At 70.4% G+C, this 16,194-nt stretch carries 18 protein-coding genes; 7 read left to right on the top strand and 11 right to left on the bottom strand.

The window, feature by feature from the left end; all coding sequences use genetic code 11:
* Nucleotides 1-3 precede the first annotated feature (3 nt).
* Nucleotides 4-615, top strand: coding sequence for a hypothetical protein (locus ACOGXD_RS12920; RefSeq protein ID WP_419915442.1), 612 nt, complete (start codon nucleotides 4-6; stop codon nucleotides 613-615).
* Between the two features lie 42 nt (nucleotides 616-657).
* Here ACOGXD_RS12920 and ACOGXD_RS12915 read toward each other — a convergent pair whose 3' ends face one another.
* From ACOGXD_RS12915 to ACOGXD_RS12900, 4 genes are read right to left on the bottom strand one after another with little or no spacing between them, the layout of a single operon-like run.
* The gene (locus tag ACOGXD_RS12915; protein ID WP_419915441.1) at nucleotides 658-879 is read right to left on the bottom strand and encodes a hypothetical protein; all 222 of its coding nucleotides are present in this window, start codon (nucleotides 877-879) and stop codon (nucleotides 658-660) included.
* Nucleotides 876-2,135 carry a (Fe-S)-binding protein gene (locus ACOGXD_RS12910; RefSeq protein ID WP_419915440.1) on the bottom strand — a complete coding sequence of 420 codons (1,260 nt, stop codon included), beginning with the start codon at nucleotides 2,133-2,135 and terminating at the stop codon, nucleotides 876-878. The genes ACOGXD_RS12915 and ACOGXD_RS12910 overlap by 4 nt, the downstream gene beginning before the upstream one ends.
* Entirely contained in the window at nucleotides 2,132-3,124 is a 993-nt protein-coding gene (locus ACOGXD_RS12905) for an FAD-binding protein (protein ID WP_419915439.1), read from the bottom strand. Before ACOGXD_RS12905 ends, ACOGXD_RS12910 begins: the two co-directional genes overlap by 4 nt.
* Complete coding sequence (locus tag ACOGXD_RS12900; protein WP_419915438.1) at nucleotides 3,121-4,566, bottom strand: FAD-binding oxidoreductase; 1,446 nt, start codon at nucleotides 4,564-4,566, stop codon at nucleotides 3,121-3,123. The genes ACOGXD_RS12905 and ACOGXD_RS12900 overlap by 4 nt, the downstream gene beginning before the upstream one ends.
* 137 nt (nucleotides 4,567-4,703) lie before the next feature.
* Here ACOGXD_RS12900 and ACOGXD_RS12895 point away from each other — a divergent pair, with 137 nt between their 5' ends.
* Entirely contained in the window at nucleotides 4,704-5,468 is a 765-nt protein-coding gene (locus ACOGXD_RS12895) for a hypothetical protein (RefSeq protein ID WP_419915437.1), read from the top strand.
* Here the strand turns inward: ACOGXD_RS12895 and ACOGXD_RS12890 are convergent, their stop codons facing one another.
* The 4 genes from ACOGXD_RS12890 to ACOGXD_RS12875 all read right to left on the bottom strand — a co-directional run bounded on the left by ACOGXD_RS12890 (nucleotide 5,469) and on the right by ACOGXD_RS12875 (nucleotide 8,209).
* Complete coding sequence (locus ACOGXD_RS12890) at nucleotides 5,469-5,741, bottom strand: hypothetical protein (protein ID WP_419915436.1); 273 nt, start codon at nucleotides 5,739-5,741, stop codon at nucleotides 5,469-5,471. It abuts the gene before it with no gap.
* Between the two features lie 133 nt (nucleotides 5,742-5,874).
* Nucleotides 5,875-7,038 carry a ribonuclease D gene (locus ACOGXD_RS12885; protein ID WP_419915435.1) on the bottom strand — a complete coding sequence of 388 codons (1,164 nt, stop codon included), beginning with the start codon at nucleotides 7,036-7,038 and terminating at the stop codon, nucleotides 5,875-5,877.
* Between the two features lie 131 nt (nucleotides 7,039-7,169).
* Entirely contained in the window at nucleotides 7,170-7,748 is a 579-nt protein-coding gene (mobA, locus tag ACOGXD_RS12880; RefSeq protein ID WP_419915434.1) for a molybdenum cofactor guanylyltransferase, read from the bottom strand.
* A complete protein-coding gene (locus ACOGXD_RS12875) occupies nucleotides 7,745-8,209 on the bottom strand; it encodes a DUF3151 family protein (RefSeq protein WP_419915433.1) in 465 nt (154 codons plus the stop codon). The genes mobA and ACOGXD_RS12875 overlap by 4 nt, the downstream gene beginning before the upstream one ends.
* Before the next feature lie 160 nt (nucleotides 8,210-8,369).
* Between ACOGXD_RS12875 and ACOGXD_RS12870 the strand changes: the two genes are divergently transcribed.
* Nucleotides 8,370-8,681 carry a hypothetical protein gene (locus ACOGXD_RS12870; RefSeq protein WP_419915432.1) on the top strand — a complete coding sequence of 104 codons (312 nt, stop codon included), beginning with the start codon at nucleotides 8,370-8,372 and terminating at the stop codon, nucleotides 8,679-8,681.
* A gap of 12 nt (nucleotides 8,682-8,693) precedes the next feature.
* On the opposite strand, the gene pyk is transcribed toward ACOGXD_RS12870, so the two are convergent.
* Nucleotides 8,694-10,127: a pyruvate kinase gene (pyk, locus tag ACOGXD_RS12865; protein ID WP_419915431.1), complete on the bottom strand. Its 1,434-nt coding sequence runs from the start codon at nucleotides 10,125-10,127 to the stop codon at nucleotides 8,694-8,696.
* A gap of 67 nt (nucleotides 10,128-10,194) precedes the next feature.
* Here pyk and ACOGXD_RS12860 point away from each other — a divergent pair, with 67 nt between their 5' ends.
* The gene (locus tag ACOGXD_RS12860; RefSeq protein WP_419915430.1) at nucleotides 10,195-10,812 is read left to right on the top strand and encodes a histidine phosphatase family protein; all 618 of its coding nucleotides are present in this window, start codon (nucleotides 10,195-10,197) and stop codon (nucleotides 10,810-10,812) included.
* A gap of 39 nt (nucleotides 10,813-10,851) precedes the next feature.
* Here the strand turns inward: ACOGXD_RS12860 and ACOGXD_RS12855 are convergent, their stop codons facing one another.
* Nucleotides 10,852-11,670, bottom strand: coding sequence for a SirB1 family protein (locus ACOGXD_RS12855; protein WP_419915429.1), 819 nt, complete (start codon nucleotides 11,668-11,670; stop codon nucleotides 10,852-10,854).
* Between the two features lie 95 nt (nucleotides 11,671-11,765).
* Between ACOGXD_RS12855 and ACOGXD_RS12850 the strand changes: the two genes are divergently transcribed.
* The 3 genes from ACOGXD_RS12850 to ACOGXD_RS12840 are packed head-to-tail and all read left to right on the top strand — an operon-like array spanning nucleotide 11,766 to nucleotide 15,649.
* A complete protein-coding gene (locus tag ACOGXD_RS12850) occupies nucleotides 11,766-12,596 on the top strand; it encodes a glycerophosphodiester phosphodiesterase (protein ID WP_419915428.1) in 831 nt (276 codons plus the stop codon).
* The gene (locus ACOGXD_RS12845; RefSeq protein WP_419915427.1) at nucleotides 12,593-14,017 is read left to right on the top strand and encodes an FAD-binding oxidoreductase; all 1,425 of its coding nucleotides are present in this window, start codon (nucleotides 12,593-12,595) and stop codon (nucleotides 14,015-14,017) included. Before ACOGXD_RS12850 ends, ACOGXD_RS12845 begins: the two co-directional genes overlap by 4 nt.
* Nucleotides 14,018-14,050: 33 nt before the next feature.
* On the top strand, nucleotides 14,051-15,649 hold the full coding sequence (locus ACOGXD_RS12840; RefSeq protein WP_419915426.1) for a gamma-glutamyltransferase: 1,599 nt from the start codon (nucleotides 14,051-14,053) through the stop codon (nucleotides 15,647-15,649).
* Between the two features lie 20 nt (nucleotides 15,650-15,669).
* On the opposite strand, the gene ACOGXD_RS12835 is transcribed toward ACOGXD_RS12840, so the two are convergent.
* Nucleotides 15,670-16,191: a GGDEF domain-containing protein gene (locus ACOGXD_RS12835; RefSeq protein WP_419915425.1), complete on the bottom strand. Its 522-nt coding sequence runs from the start codon at nucleotides 16,189-16,191 to the stop codon at nucleotides 15,670-15,672.
* Nucleotides 16,192-16,194 lie beyond the last annotated feature (3 nt).

The raw sequence follows: 16,194 nt of genomic DNA, 5'->3' as shown, positions 1-16,194 counted from the left end.
GTCGTGAGTACCATCTTCGACACCCTCACCGAGGGTATCGGGGTGATCACGTGGGCCTGCACGCTCACGGCCCTGGTGCCGGGGCTGGCACTGGTGCTGGTGGCCCGCAGGGCGCGGCTGACGGTGGCGCTGTACTACGCCGCAGGTGCTGCGTTCCTGGCGTGGGCGCAAGCAGCCGGGCACTGGTGGGTCTCGGCGCGAGGTGCTGCTGTGGTGATCGCCGGCATCGTCGCCGCCGGCACCTACGCGGCGGCGTGGCGGGCGCCCGGCCATTCGTCTCCGCTCGCCACGGGCGCGGGCCTCGTGGGCGGCGCACTGGCCGGTTGGCTGTGGCGGCCCTGCGTCGGCGAACTCCTCGGCGACATCCTCAATGACGCCTCCACTGCCGGCCCACGCACGCTCGGACTCATGTTCATCTACATGATCGGCGTGTTGCTGCCGCTGCTGCTCATTGCCATCGCGCCCCACGCGGTACCCGCGATCGGCAGCGTGCTGGACCGCCTGCCGTTCGCCATTGCCGGCGCCACCGTCGGTGCGGCCTACGCCGTGGCCTTGGCCATCGGGCAGTACGACGACCTCATCGGTGAGCTGTACCGCATCTCCGCCGGCTACTGAGCAGCCTGCCCAGTAGCGGCTCAGCTTGGGCGACGGACGCCTCTAGTCATCGAACGGCCCTGATGCGCCGGTGGATTCCCGGAGGATCGATGCGGCCTTGATCGTGGCCCGTCTGGCACGAGTCACGCTTCGCTCCAGCCGGGCCCGCTGGTCGCTGGTGTCCGCATCGGCGAGAGCGCCCTGCAGCAGCTCGATGCTGAGCTCGGCCAGTCGCTCTGCGGTGTCGTCGAGACGATCAGCCAGCTCAGCGATCTCGTCGTTCATTGCTGCGCGCCGCCGTTCAGGTGCTCGGCCACGATCTCCAGCGGGTGGCGGACGTCGAGGCCGACGGCTTGCAGGTGCAATGTGCATCCGGGGTTTGCGCTGGCCACAACGCTCGCGCCGGTGCGTTCGATAGCGGCCACCTTGCGTTCCCGCACGGCTCCGGCGACCTCGGGATGCTGCTGGGAATACGCCCCGCCGGCGCCGCAGCACAATCCGTCGTCGTCGAGCTCGACCACCTCGAAGAACCGGCTGAGCACCGTTCGTACCGGCAGGTGAGCCCGCTGCACATGACGCAGGTGGCACGGGTCTTGGACCGCGATCTTCAGCGGCGCTGAGGTCGGCGCGCCATCCGGCAAGTCGTCGACCCGGGCGGCCAGCCACTCGTGCACATCCTGCACGCGTCCTGCGAACCGGCGGGCCTCTTCGGTGTCCAGCAGGTGACCGTATTCCTTCATCGTGGCGCCGCAGCCGGCCGAATCGATCAGGATCGGGGCCTCACCGGGCAGCGCGGCCATCACCTTGCGCGCCAGGCGCCGGGTGTCGGAGGTCAAGCCTGCGTGGAGGTGGAGCGAGCCGCAGCAGGCAGCTCCCGCCGGCGGCAGGGCCACGCCGGCACCAGTCGCCTCGATCACCGATTGCACCGCCCGGTGGGTGTCACGCATCCACGCGTCCATGACGCATCCGGTGAACAGCCAGACGTCGTCGCCGCTGGCAGTGAGCGGTGCCTGACGCACTGGCACTCGCGGCAGCGAGGCGGTCATGGCGCCGAGTTGGCGAAATGGACGCACGCGACCCAAGAGGCTCACCAGGCGCATCAGGCCGAGCCGTTGCGACATCCCCAGCAGGCGAGACCCGAAGCCGAGCAGCCGGGGCATGCCCAGCGCGCGGTAGGCGAGCCGCCGCAGACGGGGCTGGTAGCTGGTCTGCGACGCCAGCGCCTCGCGGGTGGCTTCCATCATGTGGCCGTAGTGCACGCCGGCTGGGCAGGCGGTCTCGCAGCCGCGGCACTGGATGCAGGCGTCCATGAACTCCACGAACGCGGCGTCGGCCTCACCCCGCTCGGCGACATCGCGCATGAGTGCGATGCGACCACGCGGCGAAGCCGACTCTTCGCCGGTCACCCGGTAGGTCGGGCAGTGCGGCAGGCACATGCCGCACGCCACACACGAAGCAAGCGTGTCGCTGTCGATGTCGAGCTCCAGCGGAAAGGTGCTCGCTGTGCCCGATCGCTGGCCCACGGGTCTCGCTGCGCTCACCAGGGCCTCCGGCCGGGGTTAAGGCGGTTGTCGGGATCCAGTCGCTGCTTGAGCTGGTCCATCAGCAGCGCATTGGCCTGCGAGACCGGTGCCGCCTGCACAGGTTCGGGCCGATGGACCAGACCGATGCCGACCTCTGCCAGCCAACCGCCTGCTGTGCCGGCGAGCGCTCGCAGATCCGAGGGTCGCATCGACTCGCGCCCTGCAGCCGGGATCGGCGGTGGGCCGTCACACGGAGCGAAGCCCGCTGGCTCCAGCTTGCTCGCCTCTGCCGCAACGTCGGCCGGGTCGCCCTCCAGCAGTATCCAGGCGTGCGATCCGTTCCACAGGATGCTGCTCGGCCGATACAGCAGGTCGAACGTCGCGAACGGGTCGCCGTCGCCTTCCAGCCACTGCACGGCGGGCGGCGCCGGCAGGGTGCGCAGGATCACCTCGGCCAGCAGTCCGAGCGTGCCCAGCGAGCCCACCAGCAGTCGGGCCAGGTCGTATCCAGACACGTTCTTCACCGTGGGGCCGCCGGCGGTGACCACCTTGCCGGCGGCGTCGACGTGGCGGGTCTGCAGCACGAGATCGCGAACATGCCCGTAGCGAAGCCGGCGGTGCCCGCTGAAGCCGCACGCCAGCACGCCGCCCACGGTGGCCGCGTCGTCGGCCGGGTCGAGCGGCACCATCTGGCCGGTTCGGGCGAGATGCGCCGACAGTTCAGCCACCGTCGTGCCGGCACCGCAGCGAACCGTCATCTCCGACGGCTCGTGCTCCCACACGCCCGCAGGTGCGCACACTTCACGCGCCGCTGCGGGCGGGGCGCCGCCGACATCCCAATGCGTCCGGGCGCCCACCACCGTCACCGCGCCGCTGCTGCCGACCTCGCGAGCAAACGCAGTCACGTCCGCAGCAATGTTCGCGGCCAGGCTGGCCCCCGCTGCGGCCGGTCCCATGCTCGCTTCCGCTGCCGGCGACGCGCCGGCGCCGCTGGACTGCGAACTCACACCCAGGCGCCTTCGGGCACATGCTGGTGGAATGAGTCGCTGCAGCGCGAGCCGGTCGGGATGATCTTGAGGGGGTTGGCGAGGCCGTCGGGATCGAACGTCTCCCGCACCACGTCCTGGGTGTACATGTCGTGGGTGCTGAACAGCATCCCCATGTAGTCGCGCTTCTCCAAACCGATGCCGTGCTCGCCGCTGAGCACGCCGCCGGCTTCGATGGACGCAGCAACGATGTCACGGCCCGCTGCCTTTACCCGCTCGTCCACGCCAGGCTCACGCCGGTCGAACGCCAGGATCGGATGCAGGTTCCCGTCGCCTGCGTGGAAGACGTTGACTGCGATCAGGCCGTACGCATCGGCGATCCGGTACACCTTCTCGAGCACCTCGGTGAGCTTCGAGCGGGGCACGACCGTGTCATGGAGGTAGTAGTCGGGCTTGATCCGTGCAACTGCGCCGAAGGCATTCTTGCGTCCCTTCCACAGCAGCGCCCGCTCGGCGTCGTCTGCCGCGACACGCACGTGGCCGACGTGGTGCTTCTGCGCCACCTCACGCACGATCTCCACGCCCGCCTCCACCCCGCCCGGCAGGCCGTCGAGCTCCACCAGCAGCACGGCCGCAGCCCCAGTCGGGTACCCCGCGTGGGCGAATGCCTCCACGATCTCGATGGCGCGCTGGTCCATCATCTCCAGCGCCGAGGGCACCAGCCCGGCGGCGATGATGGCGCTGACCGCCGCCGAGCCTTCGCTGACATCGTCGAAGTCGAGCAGCAGCGTGCGCACCGCGGGCGCGTTCGGCGTCAGCCGCACTGCGGCCTTGGTGGCGATGCCCATGGTGCCTTCGGAACCCACGAACAGCCCGCGCAAGTCGAGCCCGGCAGGCTCGGCCTCCACGCCGCCCAAGATGGTGGTGTCGCCGGAGGGAAGCACCACCTCAAGTGCTGCGATATGCGCCGTGGTGACGCCGTACGCCAGGCAGTGCGGCCCGCCGGAGTTGTTGGCAATGTTGCCGCCGATCGAGCACACCTGCTGGCTGGAGGGATCCGGGGCGAAGTGGAAGCCCTGAGGCGCCAGCGCACGTGACAGGTCCAGGTTCAGCACTCCCGGTTCGACCCAGGCAATCCGGTTGGCGGTGTCGATCTCGACGATGCGGTCCATCTTGGAGGTAGCAACCACCACTGGCCTGCCGACGGGCACTGCGCCCCCGGCCAAGCCGGTTCCCGAGCCTCGCGCCAGGAACGGCCGACTGTGGCGACGGCAGACACGCACGATCTCGGCGACTTCGGTTGCGGACTCGGGCAGGCACACGATCGCCGGCGGGCTGCCTTCGATCGAGCCGTCGCGGCTGTACAAACCCCGCTCGAAGTCGTTGTCGCGGGCCCGGTCGCCGAGCACGCCACGCAGATCAGCAAGCAGGGCCGCATCGGCCGCTTCGTCCTCAGAAGTCACGCCCCGACCGTACCCCACAAGCGCCGCAGATCGACTTGGCAATATCGACTCGGCGGATGTTGCCCGCTCTTGTTCGCTCCGCTCACGGGCCGCTCGGGCCCCGGCCTCGCAAGCTCGGCCTCCTAGGCTCGGGGCGGATGGCTTCTGATATCGGTGTGGGTTCCGATGACTGGAGCCTGGGCGACAGCAGCCGGGAGTGGCTGTCGCTGGAAGATCCGCTCGAGCACCGCACCTGGCTGTTCGACGTGACGTTCCTGGCCAGCGACTGGACCTGCATCTACGGCGCCGGCTGCCTCGGCATCGACGACGAGCCGGCCCCCGAGCTGGCGCTGGGCTGCTGCAGCCACGGCGCCTACCTCAACGGCCGCGACGACCTCGCACACGTCCGGGCGATGATCGCCGAGCTCGACGCCGAGCTCTGGCAGCACCGCCGCGACCCCGACGCGGTGCTCTGGCAGGACAGCGAGGGCTGGTGGCGCACCCAGGTGGTCGACGGGGCATGCGTGTTCGCCAACCGGGCCGACCACCCCGCAGGTGCGGGCTGCGCATTCCACCTGCTGGCCGAGCGCACCGGCCGGCGGCCGATGGACACCAAGCCCGAGATCTGCTGGCAGGCCCCGCTGCGCCGCGAGGACCACGAGACTGTCACCGGCCACGTCTACACGATGGTGCGGGAATGGGAGCTGCGCGACTGGGGTGGCCCCGACACCGACGTCGCTTGGTGGTGCACGTCGGCCGAGAGCGCCCACGTCGGCCCTCAGCCCGTGTTCAGGGCGCTTCGCGACGAGCTGACAGCGATCTGCGGACCCCAGATCTACGCCGAGCTACACGCCCAACTCGACCAGCGAGTCGCCTCAGCCCAGCTGCTCCCCCACCCCGCAGTCCGCCACCGCCGCAGCTAGTCAGGCGGTCTCGCGTTGGGGGGCCTCTTCGTCGGCGTCGGAATCGAAGTCGGCGTACTTGGCCTCGAGGTCCGAATAGTCGTCGTACTTGTCGGCAAGGTGACCGTACTGGTCGTCGGGAGCCGATTCCTCGTCGACCAGGTCACGATCTCCGGGCTCCACCCCGAAGCGATCGGAGTTGTCGAAGTCGTAGTCCTCGATGGTGAAACGTTCCGCCGTGGCCCGCTGGAACTTGCGCGCCTCCTCATAGCGGCGATGTCGACCCTTCTTCACCGGCTGGCTCCTCGTGCTCGACTGCGAGGCCTCGCTTGCCTGCATCCGGACATGCCCCCATCCGCGCCGGAGAGGGCATCTGTGTTCTACGAAGTGCCCTGCCACCCTACCGTTTGGGGCACAGCGCTGCGTGTCATTCGCACTGTTCAGGCACCTTGCGGGGCCGCGTCTCGAGCTGCAGGCCGGCCGACGGATCGAACGCAAGTGCGGCCTCGCCAGCCAGCAGCGACCTGATCCCGTCGCCCACCACTTCGGCCCTCCAGCCTGAACTCAGCTTCGAGGCCGGATCGCCAGCGAGCAGCGCGGCGATGTCCGAGCGGGTCGCCAGCAGGCTGCGATCGATGCCCTCGGTGCGTGCCACCTCGTCGACCCAGGCGCCCACGAGGGGAACGGCCGGCTGCAGTGCCGCATCCACGTTGGGCCCCGCCGGCAGCGCACTGGTCGGGATGTCGCCCGGCGCCATGTCAAGACCGCGCTTCACTTCAGCCATGATCCGGTCGCCGGCCGCACCGCGGAATTGGCCGCCGTCGACCCCCCGCAAGCCCCCGAGCTCATCGATGCTGCGGGGACGGCGCTGCGCGATCGACAGCAGCGCCATGTCCGACAGCACGAAGCGCACCGGGATGTCCCGCTCGCTGGCAGTTCGCTCACGCCAGGCAGCCAGCCGGTACGCGACCGCTCGCTGGGGCCCGCGCAGCTGCCGTGCTCCCTTGATGCGGGTCCACGCCTGGGCGGGATCCGGCGGCGGGCCGGGGGGCCGGCGCCACTGCTCGCACTCGTCGAGCGCCCACTGCCAGCGATCCCGAGCCGTCAGGCGGGAGCGCAGCTCGTCGAGCAGGGGGATCAGGTACGCCACGTCGTCGGCCGCGTAGCGCTGCTGGGCCGGCCGCAGCGGTCGCTCGAACCAGTCGGTCAGGCGGTTGCCCTTGGCCAGCCGCACGCCGAGCAGGCGGTCGGTCAGCGCCGCCAGCGACGGCGTGCTCATGCCCAAGAAGCCGGCGGCCACCTGCGTGTCGAAGAGCCTCGACGGGATGGTGCCGCACTCCTGCAACAGCACCTCGATGTCCTGCGCGCAGGCGTGCATGACAATCAGCACATCGGCGGCCAGCACGGCACCCAGCACCGTGATGTCGGTGGCGGTGGGATCGATGAGCGCGACCCGTTCGTCGAAGGCAACCTGCACCAGGGCGAGCCGCGGGCGGTAGCTGCGCTCACGGTGGAACTCGGTGTCGATGGCCACGCAGTCGGCGGTGAGCAGATCGGCGACCAGTGCCTCAAGGCCCGCTTGAGTGTCCACCCATTCGTGCTGGGAAGAATCCCGGCGGGACGAGTCGTTGCGAGGTCGATCGCTGCGAGGCGAATCCTGGCGAGGCCGATTGCTGCGAGGCGAGCTGCGGCGAGGCCGGTCACGCGGGGGTGCCATGCGGTTCAGCCCGCTCCCGGCTGGGCCGATTCGCGAGCCGCCAAGATCGCCTCGGCTGCGGCGAGATCGGCGGGCGTGTTCACGTTCAGCACGTCGGACGGGTTCACCGGCACGGTCGGGACGCTCTCGATGTCGAAGGCCTCCTTCGGCCCGCGCGCACCGGCCTGCAGGCCCGCTCGCAGCATCGAGAGCGATCCGCCGGCGTAGTGGCCGATGAGCGGTTCGGGGCGGTCGCTACGAGCCAGCACCACCGGCGCGCCGGTGCTCTGGGCGCACTCAACCAGGGCGGCGAGCAGCTCGGCAGGCACCGTCGGCACGTCGGTCGGGCACACGAGCACATCGCCATGGCGCTCCAGCGCATCGATCAGGGCAGAGAGCGGTCCGGATCGGAGCGAGCTGTCGGGTTCGGCCACGAGCGGTGCCGGCGGGTTGCCGCCTTGCGCCACGACAGGGTCTGCTCCCGCGGCCGACAGGGCATCGGCAACCCACAAGGCCAGAGGTCGGCCTGCCAGCTCAAGACTGGCCTTGTCGCTGCCCATGCGCGTGGAGGCGCCGCCGCACAGCACCACGCCAGCGGGCTTCACGCCTGCGGCCACTCACCCGTGGACGGCTCGCCTCCGGGGTCGAGCTGCATCAGGAAACCGGCGCACCGGTCGGCCTCGTCGTGCTCGCCGATGACCGCAGCGCAGCGCCCCAGGCCCAGCAGCGACCACAGGAAGCCAGCGTTGGTGGGCGCCGCCCAGCGGACGTAGCCGCTGCCCCGCCAGCCGGCACCGCGCAGTGCGTCGAGCCCCCGGTGGTACCCCACCCGGCAGTAGGCGTAGGCCTCGATGTGGCGGCCCTCGCTCGCCGCCCAGCGCCCCAGCTCCGCCCAGGCCTCGAGCAGCCGCGGCCAGCGGGCTGCCACCTCCGACAGCGCAGCGCCCCGCTCGGCCGCCGGCCGGGCGATCGCCGCTTTGAATGCCGCCACGGCGTCCGGAGGGGCCGGATCCAGCACCGTCTCGGGCAGGCCGCCCGGACGCAGGTCGATCGGGGTTGCGGCCATAGGCGAACCTTAGATGCGCAGCCGTCGGGTAAGCCGTTTCTGTGCAGCGCCGCTGGTCGCCCGTGCGTCGACTACCCCGTATGAGCCCAGCTGCGGAGCGATGCCGCGGCCGGGGAGCGGTCCGCGGGCTCTGCCGGGGCGCTGCGTACTCTCTGATGGAGTGCTGCCCGAATGGCTCGATGCCGACCGACTGAGCATCGCTCTGGTCGGCGGGATCGCTGCCTTGGCGGTGGCCGCCATCGTTGCGTTCCGGTTGATCCGCCGGATGATGCTGGCCTTGCTCATCTCGCTGGTGCTGATCGGCGGCGCTGCGGTGCTAGCCGTGCAGTGGACCGGGCTGCGGGACTGCCAGGAGACCTGCTCGTGCGAGGTGTTCGGCCGCGATGTGCAGGTGCCGCAGAATCCGCTGTGCGGGCCCGACCGCATCGACCCTTCCCGCATCGACGTCGATATCGACATCGACACCGGCTAGCGGCTCAGCCTCTCAGGGCACGCGCATGGCGCGCAGGTTGTCGGTGGCGTGCGACTCGGGGCTCGAGCCCGACACCACCACCACCATGTCGCCGCTGCGCACCACGCCGGTGCGTGTCGCTGCGTGCACTGCCTCGAGCGCCGACTCGGCCGGGGTCAGGCGCTCGCCGAAGACCAACGGGCGCGTCCCCCACGACAGCGAGAGCTGCATCGCAGTGCGGGGCTCGGGCGTGAGGCCCAGCAGCGGCATCGACGGACGGAACCTAGCCATGCTGCGAGCAGTGAATCCCGAGCGGCTCAGGCAGATGATGGCCTGAGCGCCCAGCTCGGTGGCCAGCCTCGACGCCGATTGGGTGATGCCGTCGGTCACCCGCAGGTAGTCGGCAGCGCGTTCGTCGAGCCTGCGCACCGACAGCAGCCGGTTCCACCACGCCTCGTAGTCGAAGCGTTCGTCGGCTCGCTCGGTGATGCGGGCCATGGTGCGCACGGCGTTCACCGGGTCGTGGCCGATGGCAGTCTCGCCGCTCAGCATCACCGCGGACGTGCCGTCGAACACTGCGTTGGCGATGTCGGAGGCCTCTGCCCGTGTCGGCACCGGCGAATGCAGCAGCGATTCCAGCATCTGTGTTGCGGTGATGGCCGGTCGGCCGTGCGCCACACAGGCCTCGATGATCCGCTTCTGCAGGTGGGGCAGCTCCTCGATGTCGCACTCCGCGCCTAGGTCGCCACGCGCCACCATGACCGCCGATGAGGCTTCGATGATCCCGTCGAGGTTCTCCACGGCGGCGTTGGTCTCGATCTTGGCCACCAGCAGCGGGCCGCGGGGATGAGGCTCGACCCCAAGGCGCCGCATGTCATGTGCCGAGCGCACGAACGACAGCGCGACCATGTCGGTGCCCAAGTCGATGAACGTGTCGGCCAGCTTCAGGTCCTGCGGCGTCGGCGTGCTGATGCGCAGCTTGGACGAGTCGACATGCAGCCCGGGCCGGCCTTCGAGATGGCCGCCGTGCAGCACACGGGTCTTGAGGGCGTTGGAGGCACGGTCCTCCACCACCAGCACCACGTTGCCGTCGCCGAATGACAGCCGGTCGCCGGGGGCCACGTCGGTGAGCAAGCCCTCGTAGTCGACCACGAGCCGGTCGGCCGTGCTGGCGTCGCCTTCGATGGCGAGCGAGAGCACGGCGCCTTCGCTGACGGCGCAGCCGCCTTCGGGGAACGGCTTGCAGCGCACCTTGGGGCCGGGCAGATCCACGAGGATCCCGATGTGCCGCCCGGACTCGGCTGATACGGCACGCAGCCGCCGGAATGTCTCGACCTGCTCGTCGAGCGTGCCGTGGGCCAGCCCGAGACGCCAGACATCGACGCCTGCTTCGATCATGGCCGTCATGGTCGCCTCGTCGTTGCAGGCTGGTCCGACGCTGGCGATGATCTTGGTCCGTCTTGCCATGTGTTACCACGGTACCGCTCCCGTCAAGGCAGTCAGCCATGGATTTCGCCCTCTAGGGTCACCCGCCGTGGAACTTGTCTTTGTGCGCCACGGCCAGCCCGAACGAGTCGTGCGACACGACGGGCAGCCGGCAGACCCGCCTCTGTCGGAGATCGGCCGTCAGCAGGCGGAAGCTGCCGCCGGGTGGCTCGCCGAGATGGGCGTCGATGCGCTGTACAGCAGCCCGATGCGCCGTGCGCTGCAGACCGCAGAGGCCATCGGCGGCGTCACCGGCCTGCGGCCGACGGTGCGCGACGGATTGAGCGAGTTCGACAGCGACTCCCCCGCCTACGTCCCGATGGAGGTGCTGAAGGAGACCGACCGGGAGCGATGGGACGAGCTGGCAACCGGATCGTTCGCCGACGCCGAGCGCACGGCTCAGTTCATCGCCACCGTCAACGAGGCGGTAGACCAGATCGTCGCCGACCACCGCGGCCAGCGGGTCGCCCTGGCGTGCCACGGCGGCGTCGTGAATGCGTACTTGGCGCGCTGTCTCGGCTTCGACCCGGACACCTTCTTGAAGTTCGACGTGGACTACACCTCGGTCACACGAGTCTTCGCGTCCAGCCACGGCCACCGCAGCGTGCTGTCGGTCAACGAGCGCACCCACCTGCGAGGCCGCCCAGACCTGGCCATCGGCCTGTAGCCCGAGCCTGCGGCCTAGGACCCACGTCTGCTCGCTGGCCTAGTTCAGCTGGGCCCAGAGTCGTGTTGCTGCTTGGCGCAGGTGGTCGGCGTCGCTGCCACCGAACTGCTCTGCGGCGCCCTCCAACGCCCGTGCACCGTCGTCAGGGCGGCCCAGCGTCGCGAGCGCTTGGCCCAGCCGCATGAACTCGTCGATCGGGCAGCCAGGCAACCGGGTGAGCAATTCCAGCACCGCCAGCATTGAGGGCGCATCGGGTTGGCGCAGGTGCAGCGTGCGCAGATTGTTCAGCATGCGCAGCAGGATCGCCTCGGGCGGCGTTGGCTGCAGGAACGAATCGTCGAATGCTTGGCGCGACTCGAAGCGGGCAAAGATCGCTGCCGCGCCGGCCCGGTCGATGACGCAGCCGTCGAAGGCATCGATGAACACCTCGGGATCAGGTGTGCCGACCAGGAAATGGCCTGGCATGCCGACTCCGTGCAGCACAACGCCTGCACGGCGAGCCACCTCGATGGTGACCACCGACAGTGTGATCGGGATGCCGAGCCGTCGCGAGACCACCAGATCCAAGTAGCTGTTGGCCGGGTCGGCGAAGCGGCCCCGGTTCGGGCCGAAGCCCTCCTGGCTGAAGAGCAGGTCGACAACAGCATTCGGGGTGGGTTCGCTCACCGAGGCGCCGAGGCGGTCGAGTTCGGCCAGTGCCGCAGCCTCATCCACCGGGTCCGCCCGGCAGTGAGCGGCAATGGCCAAGGCAGCCCGGTCGAGCGGCACCGGCTCGCTGGCCGCCCACGCGGCAAAGGCATCCGCCCGCGACACCTCATTGTCCGAGGGATCCTGTGCCCCCGCGTCGCCGTCTGACATCGAGGTGACGGTACCGGTGGCAGCGCCCGACGCCATCTGCGCGGTTCAGCGTTGCCGGCTCATGGATCAGGCAGGCGAGCGGCGATACTTGCGCTGTGACATCGCAGCATCCGTACCTGGACGAGCCGGGTCCGGTGCCGATAGCCCACCGCGGCGGCAGCGCGGTCTGGCCGCAGAACACCATGGCCGCCTTCGAAGGCGCCGTCGGTCTCGGCTACCGCCACCTTGAGACCGACGTGCAGGCCACCTCCGACGGAGTGCTCGCCGTCTTCCACGACGATGAGCTCGCCCCCACCTCCGACCGCTACGGGCGCATCTCGGAGATGACCTGGAGCGAGGTGTCGCGGGCGCGGGTCGGCGGTGAGCCGATCCCCCGGCTCGAGGACCTGCTCGATGCCTTCGACGACGTGCGCATCAGCATCGATCCCAAGACCGATGCCGCCGTCGAGCCTCTCATCGAGGCACTGAGGCGGCCCGGTGTGCTCGACCGGGTGTGCATCGGCTCGTTCTCCGATGAACGTCTCGAACGCGTCGACGAAGCGCACGGCGACGCGGTGTGCCTCAGCTTCAGCCCCCGGGAAATCGCTCGCCTGCGGATGCTGAGTCTCACGGGACTGCCTGCGCGGGCCCGTCGCTCGGCCCGACCAGGCCCGCTGGGCCGCACGCGGCGGGAGCGACCCTTTCGAGGGCGGATCGCGTCCATCCCGCTGCGGCAAGGACCGGTCCCGCTCGCAACCCGCCGGCTGGTCGACTATGCGCACCGGAATGGATTGGCTGTGCACGTGTGGACCATCGACGATCCCTCCGAGATGGACCGCCTGCTCGACATCGACGTCGACGGCATCATGACCGACGAGCCCAAGGTCCTGCTCGACGTCATGGCGATGCGGGGAGCCTGGCCCACAGGCGACGAGGCCGGCACATGAGCACCGGTGTTGTCGATGCGGAGCTGATCGGCGAGCTGACGGGAATCGTCGGGGCAGCACACGTCCTGCATGACCCCGAGATGACTGCCGGCTACAGCATCGACTGGACCCGCCGCTTCGCCGGCGCGACGCCGCTGGTCATTCGACCCGGCGACACCGCCGAGACCGCTGCCGTGATGAGTTCGCTGGCAGCGGCTCGGGTGCCAGTGGTGCCACAGGGCGGCAACACCGGCCTCGTCGGCGGCAGCGTGCCGCTCGCCGGCGAAGCAGTGTTGTCGATGCGACGACTCGACGGATGCGAACCGGTAGACGAGCTCGCGTCGCAGGTGACACTGGGCGCAGGGGTGACGCTGGCCGACGCCCAAGCGCACGTCGCCGCGTCGGGCCTCAGTGTGGGCGTGGACCTTGCGGCGCGCGACTCGGCCACCATGGGCGGCATGGTCGCCACCAACGCCGGCGGCATCAACGTGCTGCGCTACGGCGCCATGCGAGCCCAAGTCGTCGGCATCGAAGCGGTGCTCGCCGACGGCACGGTCGTGAGCCACCTGGCTGGCCTCGAGAAGGACAACACCGGCTACGACCTGGGAGGCCTGCTGGCGGGCAGCGAGGGCACGCTCGGCATCATCACCCGGGTGCGCCTGCGACTGCATCCCACCCAGCCCGAGCGAGCTACCGCCCTGCTGGCATTCGAGACGGCCGCCGATGCTGTCAGCGCAGCCGCCGCACTGCGCCGCAGCGTCGCCGCACTGCATGCGCTGGAAGCTGTCTTCGAGGGGGCCATGGCGCTCGTGTCGCGCCACCTCGGCGTCACCCCGCCTGTCGGCAGCCTCGGCAAGAAGTCCGGCGCCGCCCCGAGCGATGACGCTGCCACCGGCGGGGCGTGGCTGATCGCGGAAGCCGCCGCTCGCACCGACCCCAGCGACGAGCTCGGGGCTGCAGTCGAAGAACTCGCGGATCTCGTCGTAGACGCGGCGGTGGCGCTCGATCCCGCGGCCCGCCAGCGGCTGTGGGCCTTCCGCGAGAACGTCACCGAAGCCATATCGGCGGCCGGCATCCCCCACAAGCTGGACGTAACGCTGCCGGCGGCCCGCCTCGCCGAGTTCGTCGACGGGGTGCCCGATGTGGTCCGGGCCGCGGACCCCGACGCCCAGCCGCTGTTGTTCGGCCACCTCGGCGACGGCAACGTGCACGTCAACGTGCTGGGTCCCGACGGTGCAGAACCGTCCGATGCGGTGGACAGCGCGGTGCTGCGCTACGTCGCCGAGCTCGGCGGCAGTATCTCGGCCGAGCACGGCATCGGTACCGCCAAGCTCTCCCAACTGCACCTCAATCGCACTGAAGCCGAGCTGGCTGCCTTCGGCGCCATCAAACGGGCGCTCGACCCGGCCGGCCTGCTCAACCCCAACGTCCTCTTGCCCTGAGCGGTCGCCGGCTCAGCCTCTAGCGTTCGGGAGGTGAGCCAATCCCGACCGCAGGTCCCGCTCGCCACCCGCTACGCCCGCAGCGGCATGGTGTGCAGCGTCGACCATCTCGCGAGCGAGGCCGGCGTGTCGGTGCTGCGCGCCGGTGGTTCGGCGGCAGACGCAGCAGTGGCGGCTTCCGCCGTGCTCGCCGTGACCACCCAGCACATGTGCGGCATGGGCGGCGATCTGTGGGCGCTGGTCCACCACGCCGACGGTACGGCCCCCGCAGCGCTCAATGCGAGCGGCCGGGCCGGCAGCGGCGCCGATCCCGACGCGCTGCGCGCCGAGGGCCGCACACGGATGCGCTTCCGCAACGACATCCGCAGCGTGCCGGTGCCGGGATGCGTCGACGGGTGGCTGAGCCTGCACGAACGGTTCGGGCGCGCCTCGCTGGCGGACGTGTTCGCCCCCGCGATCGATCTCGCGAGCGGTGGCTTCCCGCTCTCGCCCCATGGCGCAGCCGCCGCGGCGCTGCTCGACGGCGCCGCCAACACCGACGACTACTCGCCCCAGAACCAGCCGGGAGACCTCGTCACCCGACCCGGCGTCGCCGCCGCCCTAGCCGAGATCATCGACGGCGGCCGGCAGGCCTACTACGAAGGCGATTTCGGCCGCGACCTCATCGAGCTGGGCAACGGCGAGTACACCCCGGCAGACCTCGCCCGATCCCAGGCCGACTGGGTGGAACCGCTGCAGGCCGACGCCTGGGGCCACACCCTGTGGACCGTGCCGCCGAACTCGCAGGGCTACCTCACGCTCGCCGGCGCATGGATCGCCGCCGGGCTGGACCTGCCCGCAGACCCCGACGATCCCCTGTTCGCCCACCTCTTGGCCGAGGCGGCCAAGCAGGCGGGATGGGATCGGCCCGCAGTGCTGTCGGCAGACGCCGACGGCGCAGCGCTCATCGCGCCCGAGCGGCTCGCCCCCCGCCGCGCCGCTATCTCGCCCGACGCAGCGGCGCCGCTCGGCGCCGGAACCGGCACCGGCGACACCATGTACCTCGCAGCGGTGGATGCTGACCGCATGGGCGTGTCGCTGATCCAGTCGAATGCAGGCGGCTGGGGCATCGGGTTGTGGACCCCGACGCACCGCATCAGCCTGCACAACCGGGGCATCGGCTTCAACCTCGTCGAAGGCCATGGTGCCGAATACGGCCCCGGCCGGCGCCCCCCTCACACGCTCGCCCCCGCCATCGTGCAACGCGCCGACGGGTCGCTGCACTCGGTGGTGGGCACGATGGGCGGCGACGCCCAGCCCCAGGTGCTGCTGCAAGTGCTGGCCCGGTCGCTGTGCGCGGGCGACGAGCCGGCGACGGCCATCGGATCGGGCCGCTGGCGCTGGGGCGCTGCGGAGGGAACCGGCTTCGACACCTGGGCCGATCCCGGCAATCTCCAGCTGTATGTCGAAGGTCATGCAGCGTGGGCGGGACCCGACGGCCTCTCCGATCTCACCCGGCGGGGCCACCGGGTCGGCACCGACGGCCCGCATGACAACTCGTACGGCCATGCACATCTCATCGAGGTGCACGACAGCGTGCTTGCGGGGGCTTCGGACCCTCGGGCGCTCACCGGAGGCGTCTCCGGCTACTGACAGCGACCGCCGGCTCAGCGTCAGTGCGGCAGCGGCTCGGCCACCTCCAGCCGAGAGGGGCCGAGCGACCGGGCCACGAAGAGCGCCGCGTACGCACGGTCGCGCAGATCGGACGCTTCCAGGGCGTGGGTGGGATAGCTGGCCACGCCCATCGAAAGCGTGATGCCCGTGTGATACGAGCGGGCGGCCACCTCGCGGCGCACCCGGTCAGCAGCCCACACCGCGCCGCCGTGAGGCGTGTCGTCGAGGACCGCGGCGAGGATCCCGTCGGTGCAATGGCAGACCGTGTCCGACTCGCGCAGCGTGCCTCGCACCAGCCGTGCCGCGAGCCGCTGAGCCACCCGGGCCTGCGTGCTGCTCAGCTCCTCGAAGCCGTCCACTTCGAAGAACACCACCGACAGCGGCTGGAGCGCCCGCCGAGCCAATGCCAGCTTGCGGTCGAGCAGGATTGCAAAGACGCGCACGTCGGGAAGCCCCGTGACGGGGTCCAGTACAGAGTCGAATACGCCGGGGGTAGAGCCCCCGGCGCCATGGCGAGCCATGGA

The organism is Candidatus Poriferisodalis sp. (assembly GCF_965204125.1).
In the GTDB taxonomy this organism is placed as follows: Bacteria; Actinomycetota; Acidimicrobiia; order Acidimicrobiales; family Poriferisodalaceae; genus Poriferisodalis.
This window is presented reverse-complemented; position numbering and strand designations above follow the sequence as displayed.

Bases quoted from the DNA above. Each gene is read 5' to 3' on its own strand.
- ACOGXD_RS12915 (WP_419915441.1), bottom strand. From the start codon at position 879: ATGAACGACGAGATCGCTGAGCTGGCTGATCGTCTCGACGACACCGCA.
- ACOGXD_RS12895 (WP_419915437.1), top strand. From the start codon at position 4,704: ATGGCTTCTGATATCGGTGTGGGTTCCGATGACTGGAGCCTGGGCGAC.
- ACOGXD_RS12875 (WP_419915433.1), bottom strand. From the start codon at position 8,209: ATGGCCGCAACCCCGATCGACCTGCGTCCGGGCGGCCTGCCCGAGACG.
- pyk (WP_419915431.1), bottom strand. From the start codon at position 10,127: ATGGCAAGACGGACCAAGATCATCGCCAGCGTCGGACCAGCCTGCAAC.
- ACOGXD_RS12855 (WP_419915429.1), bottom strand. From the start codon at position 11,670: ATGTCAGACGGCGACGCGGGGGCACAGGATCCCTCGGACAATGAGGTG.
- ACOGXD_RS12845 (WP_419915427.1), top strand. From the start codon at position 12,593: ATGAGCACCGGTGTTGTCGATGCGGAGCTGATCGGCGAGCTGACGGGA.
- ACOGXD_RS12835 (WP_419915425.1), bottom strand. From the start codon at position 16,191: ATGGCTCGCCATGGCGCCGGGGGCTCTACCCCCGGCGTATTCGACTCT.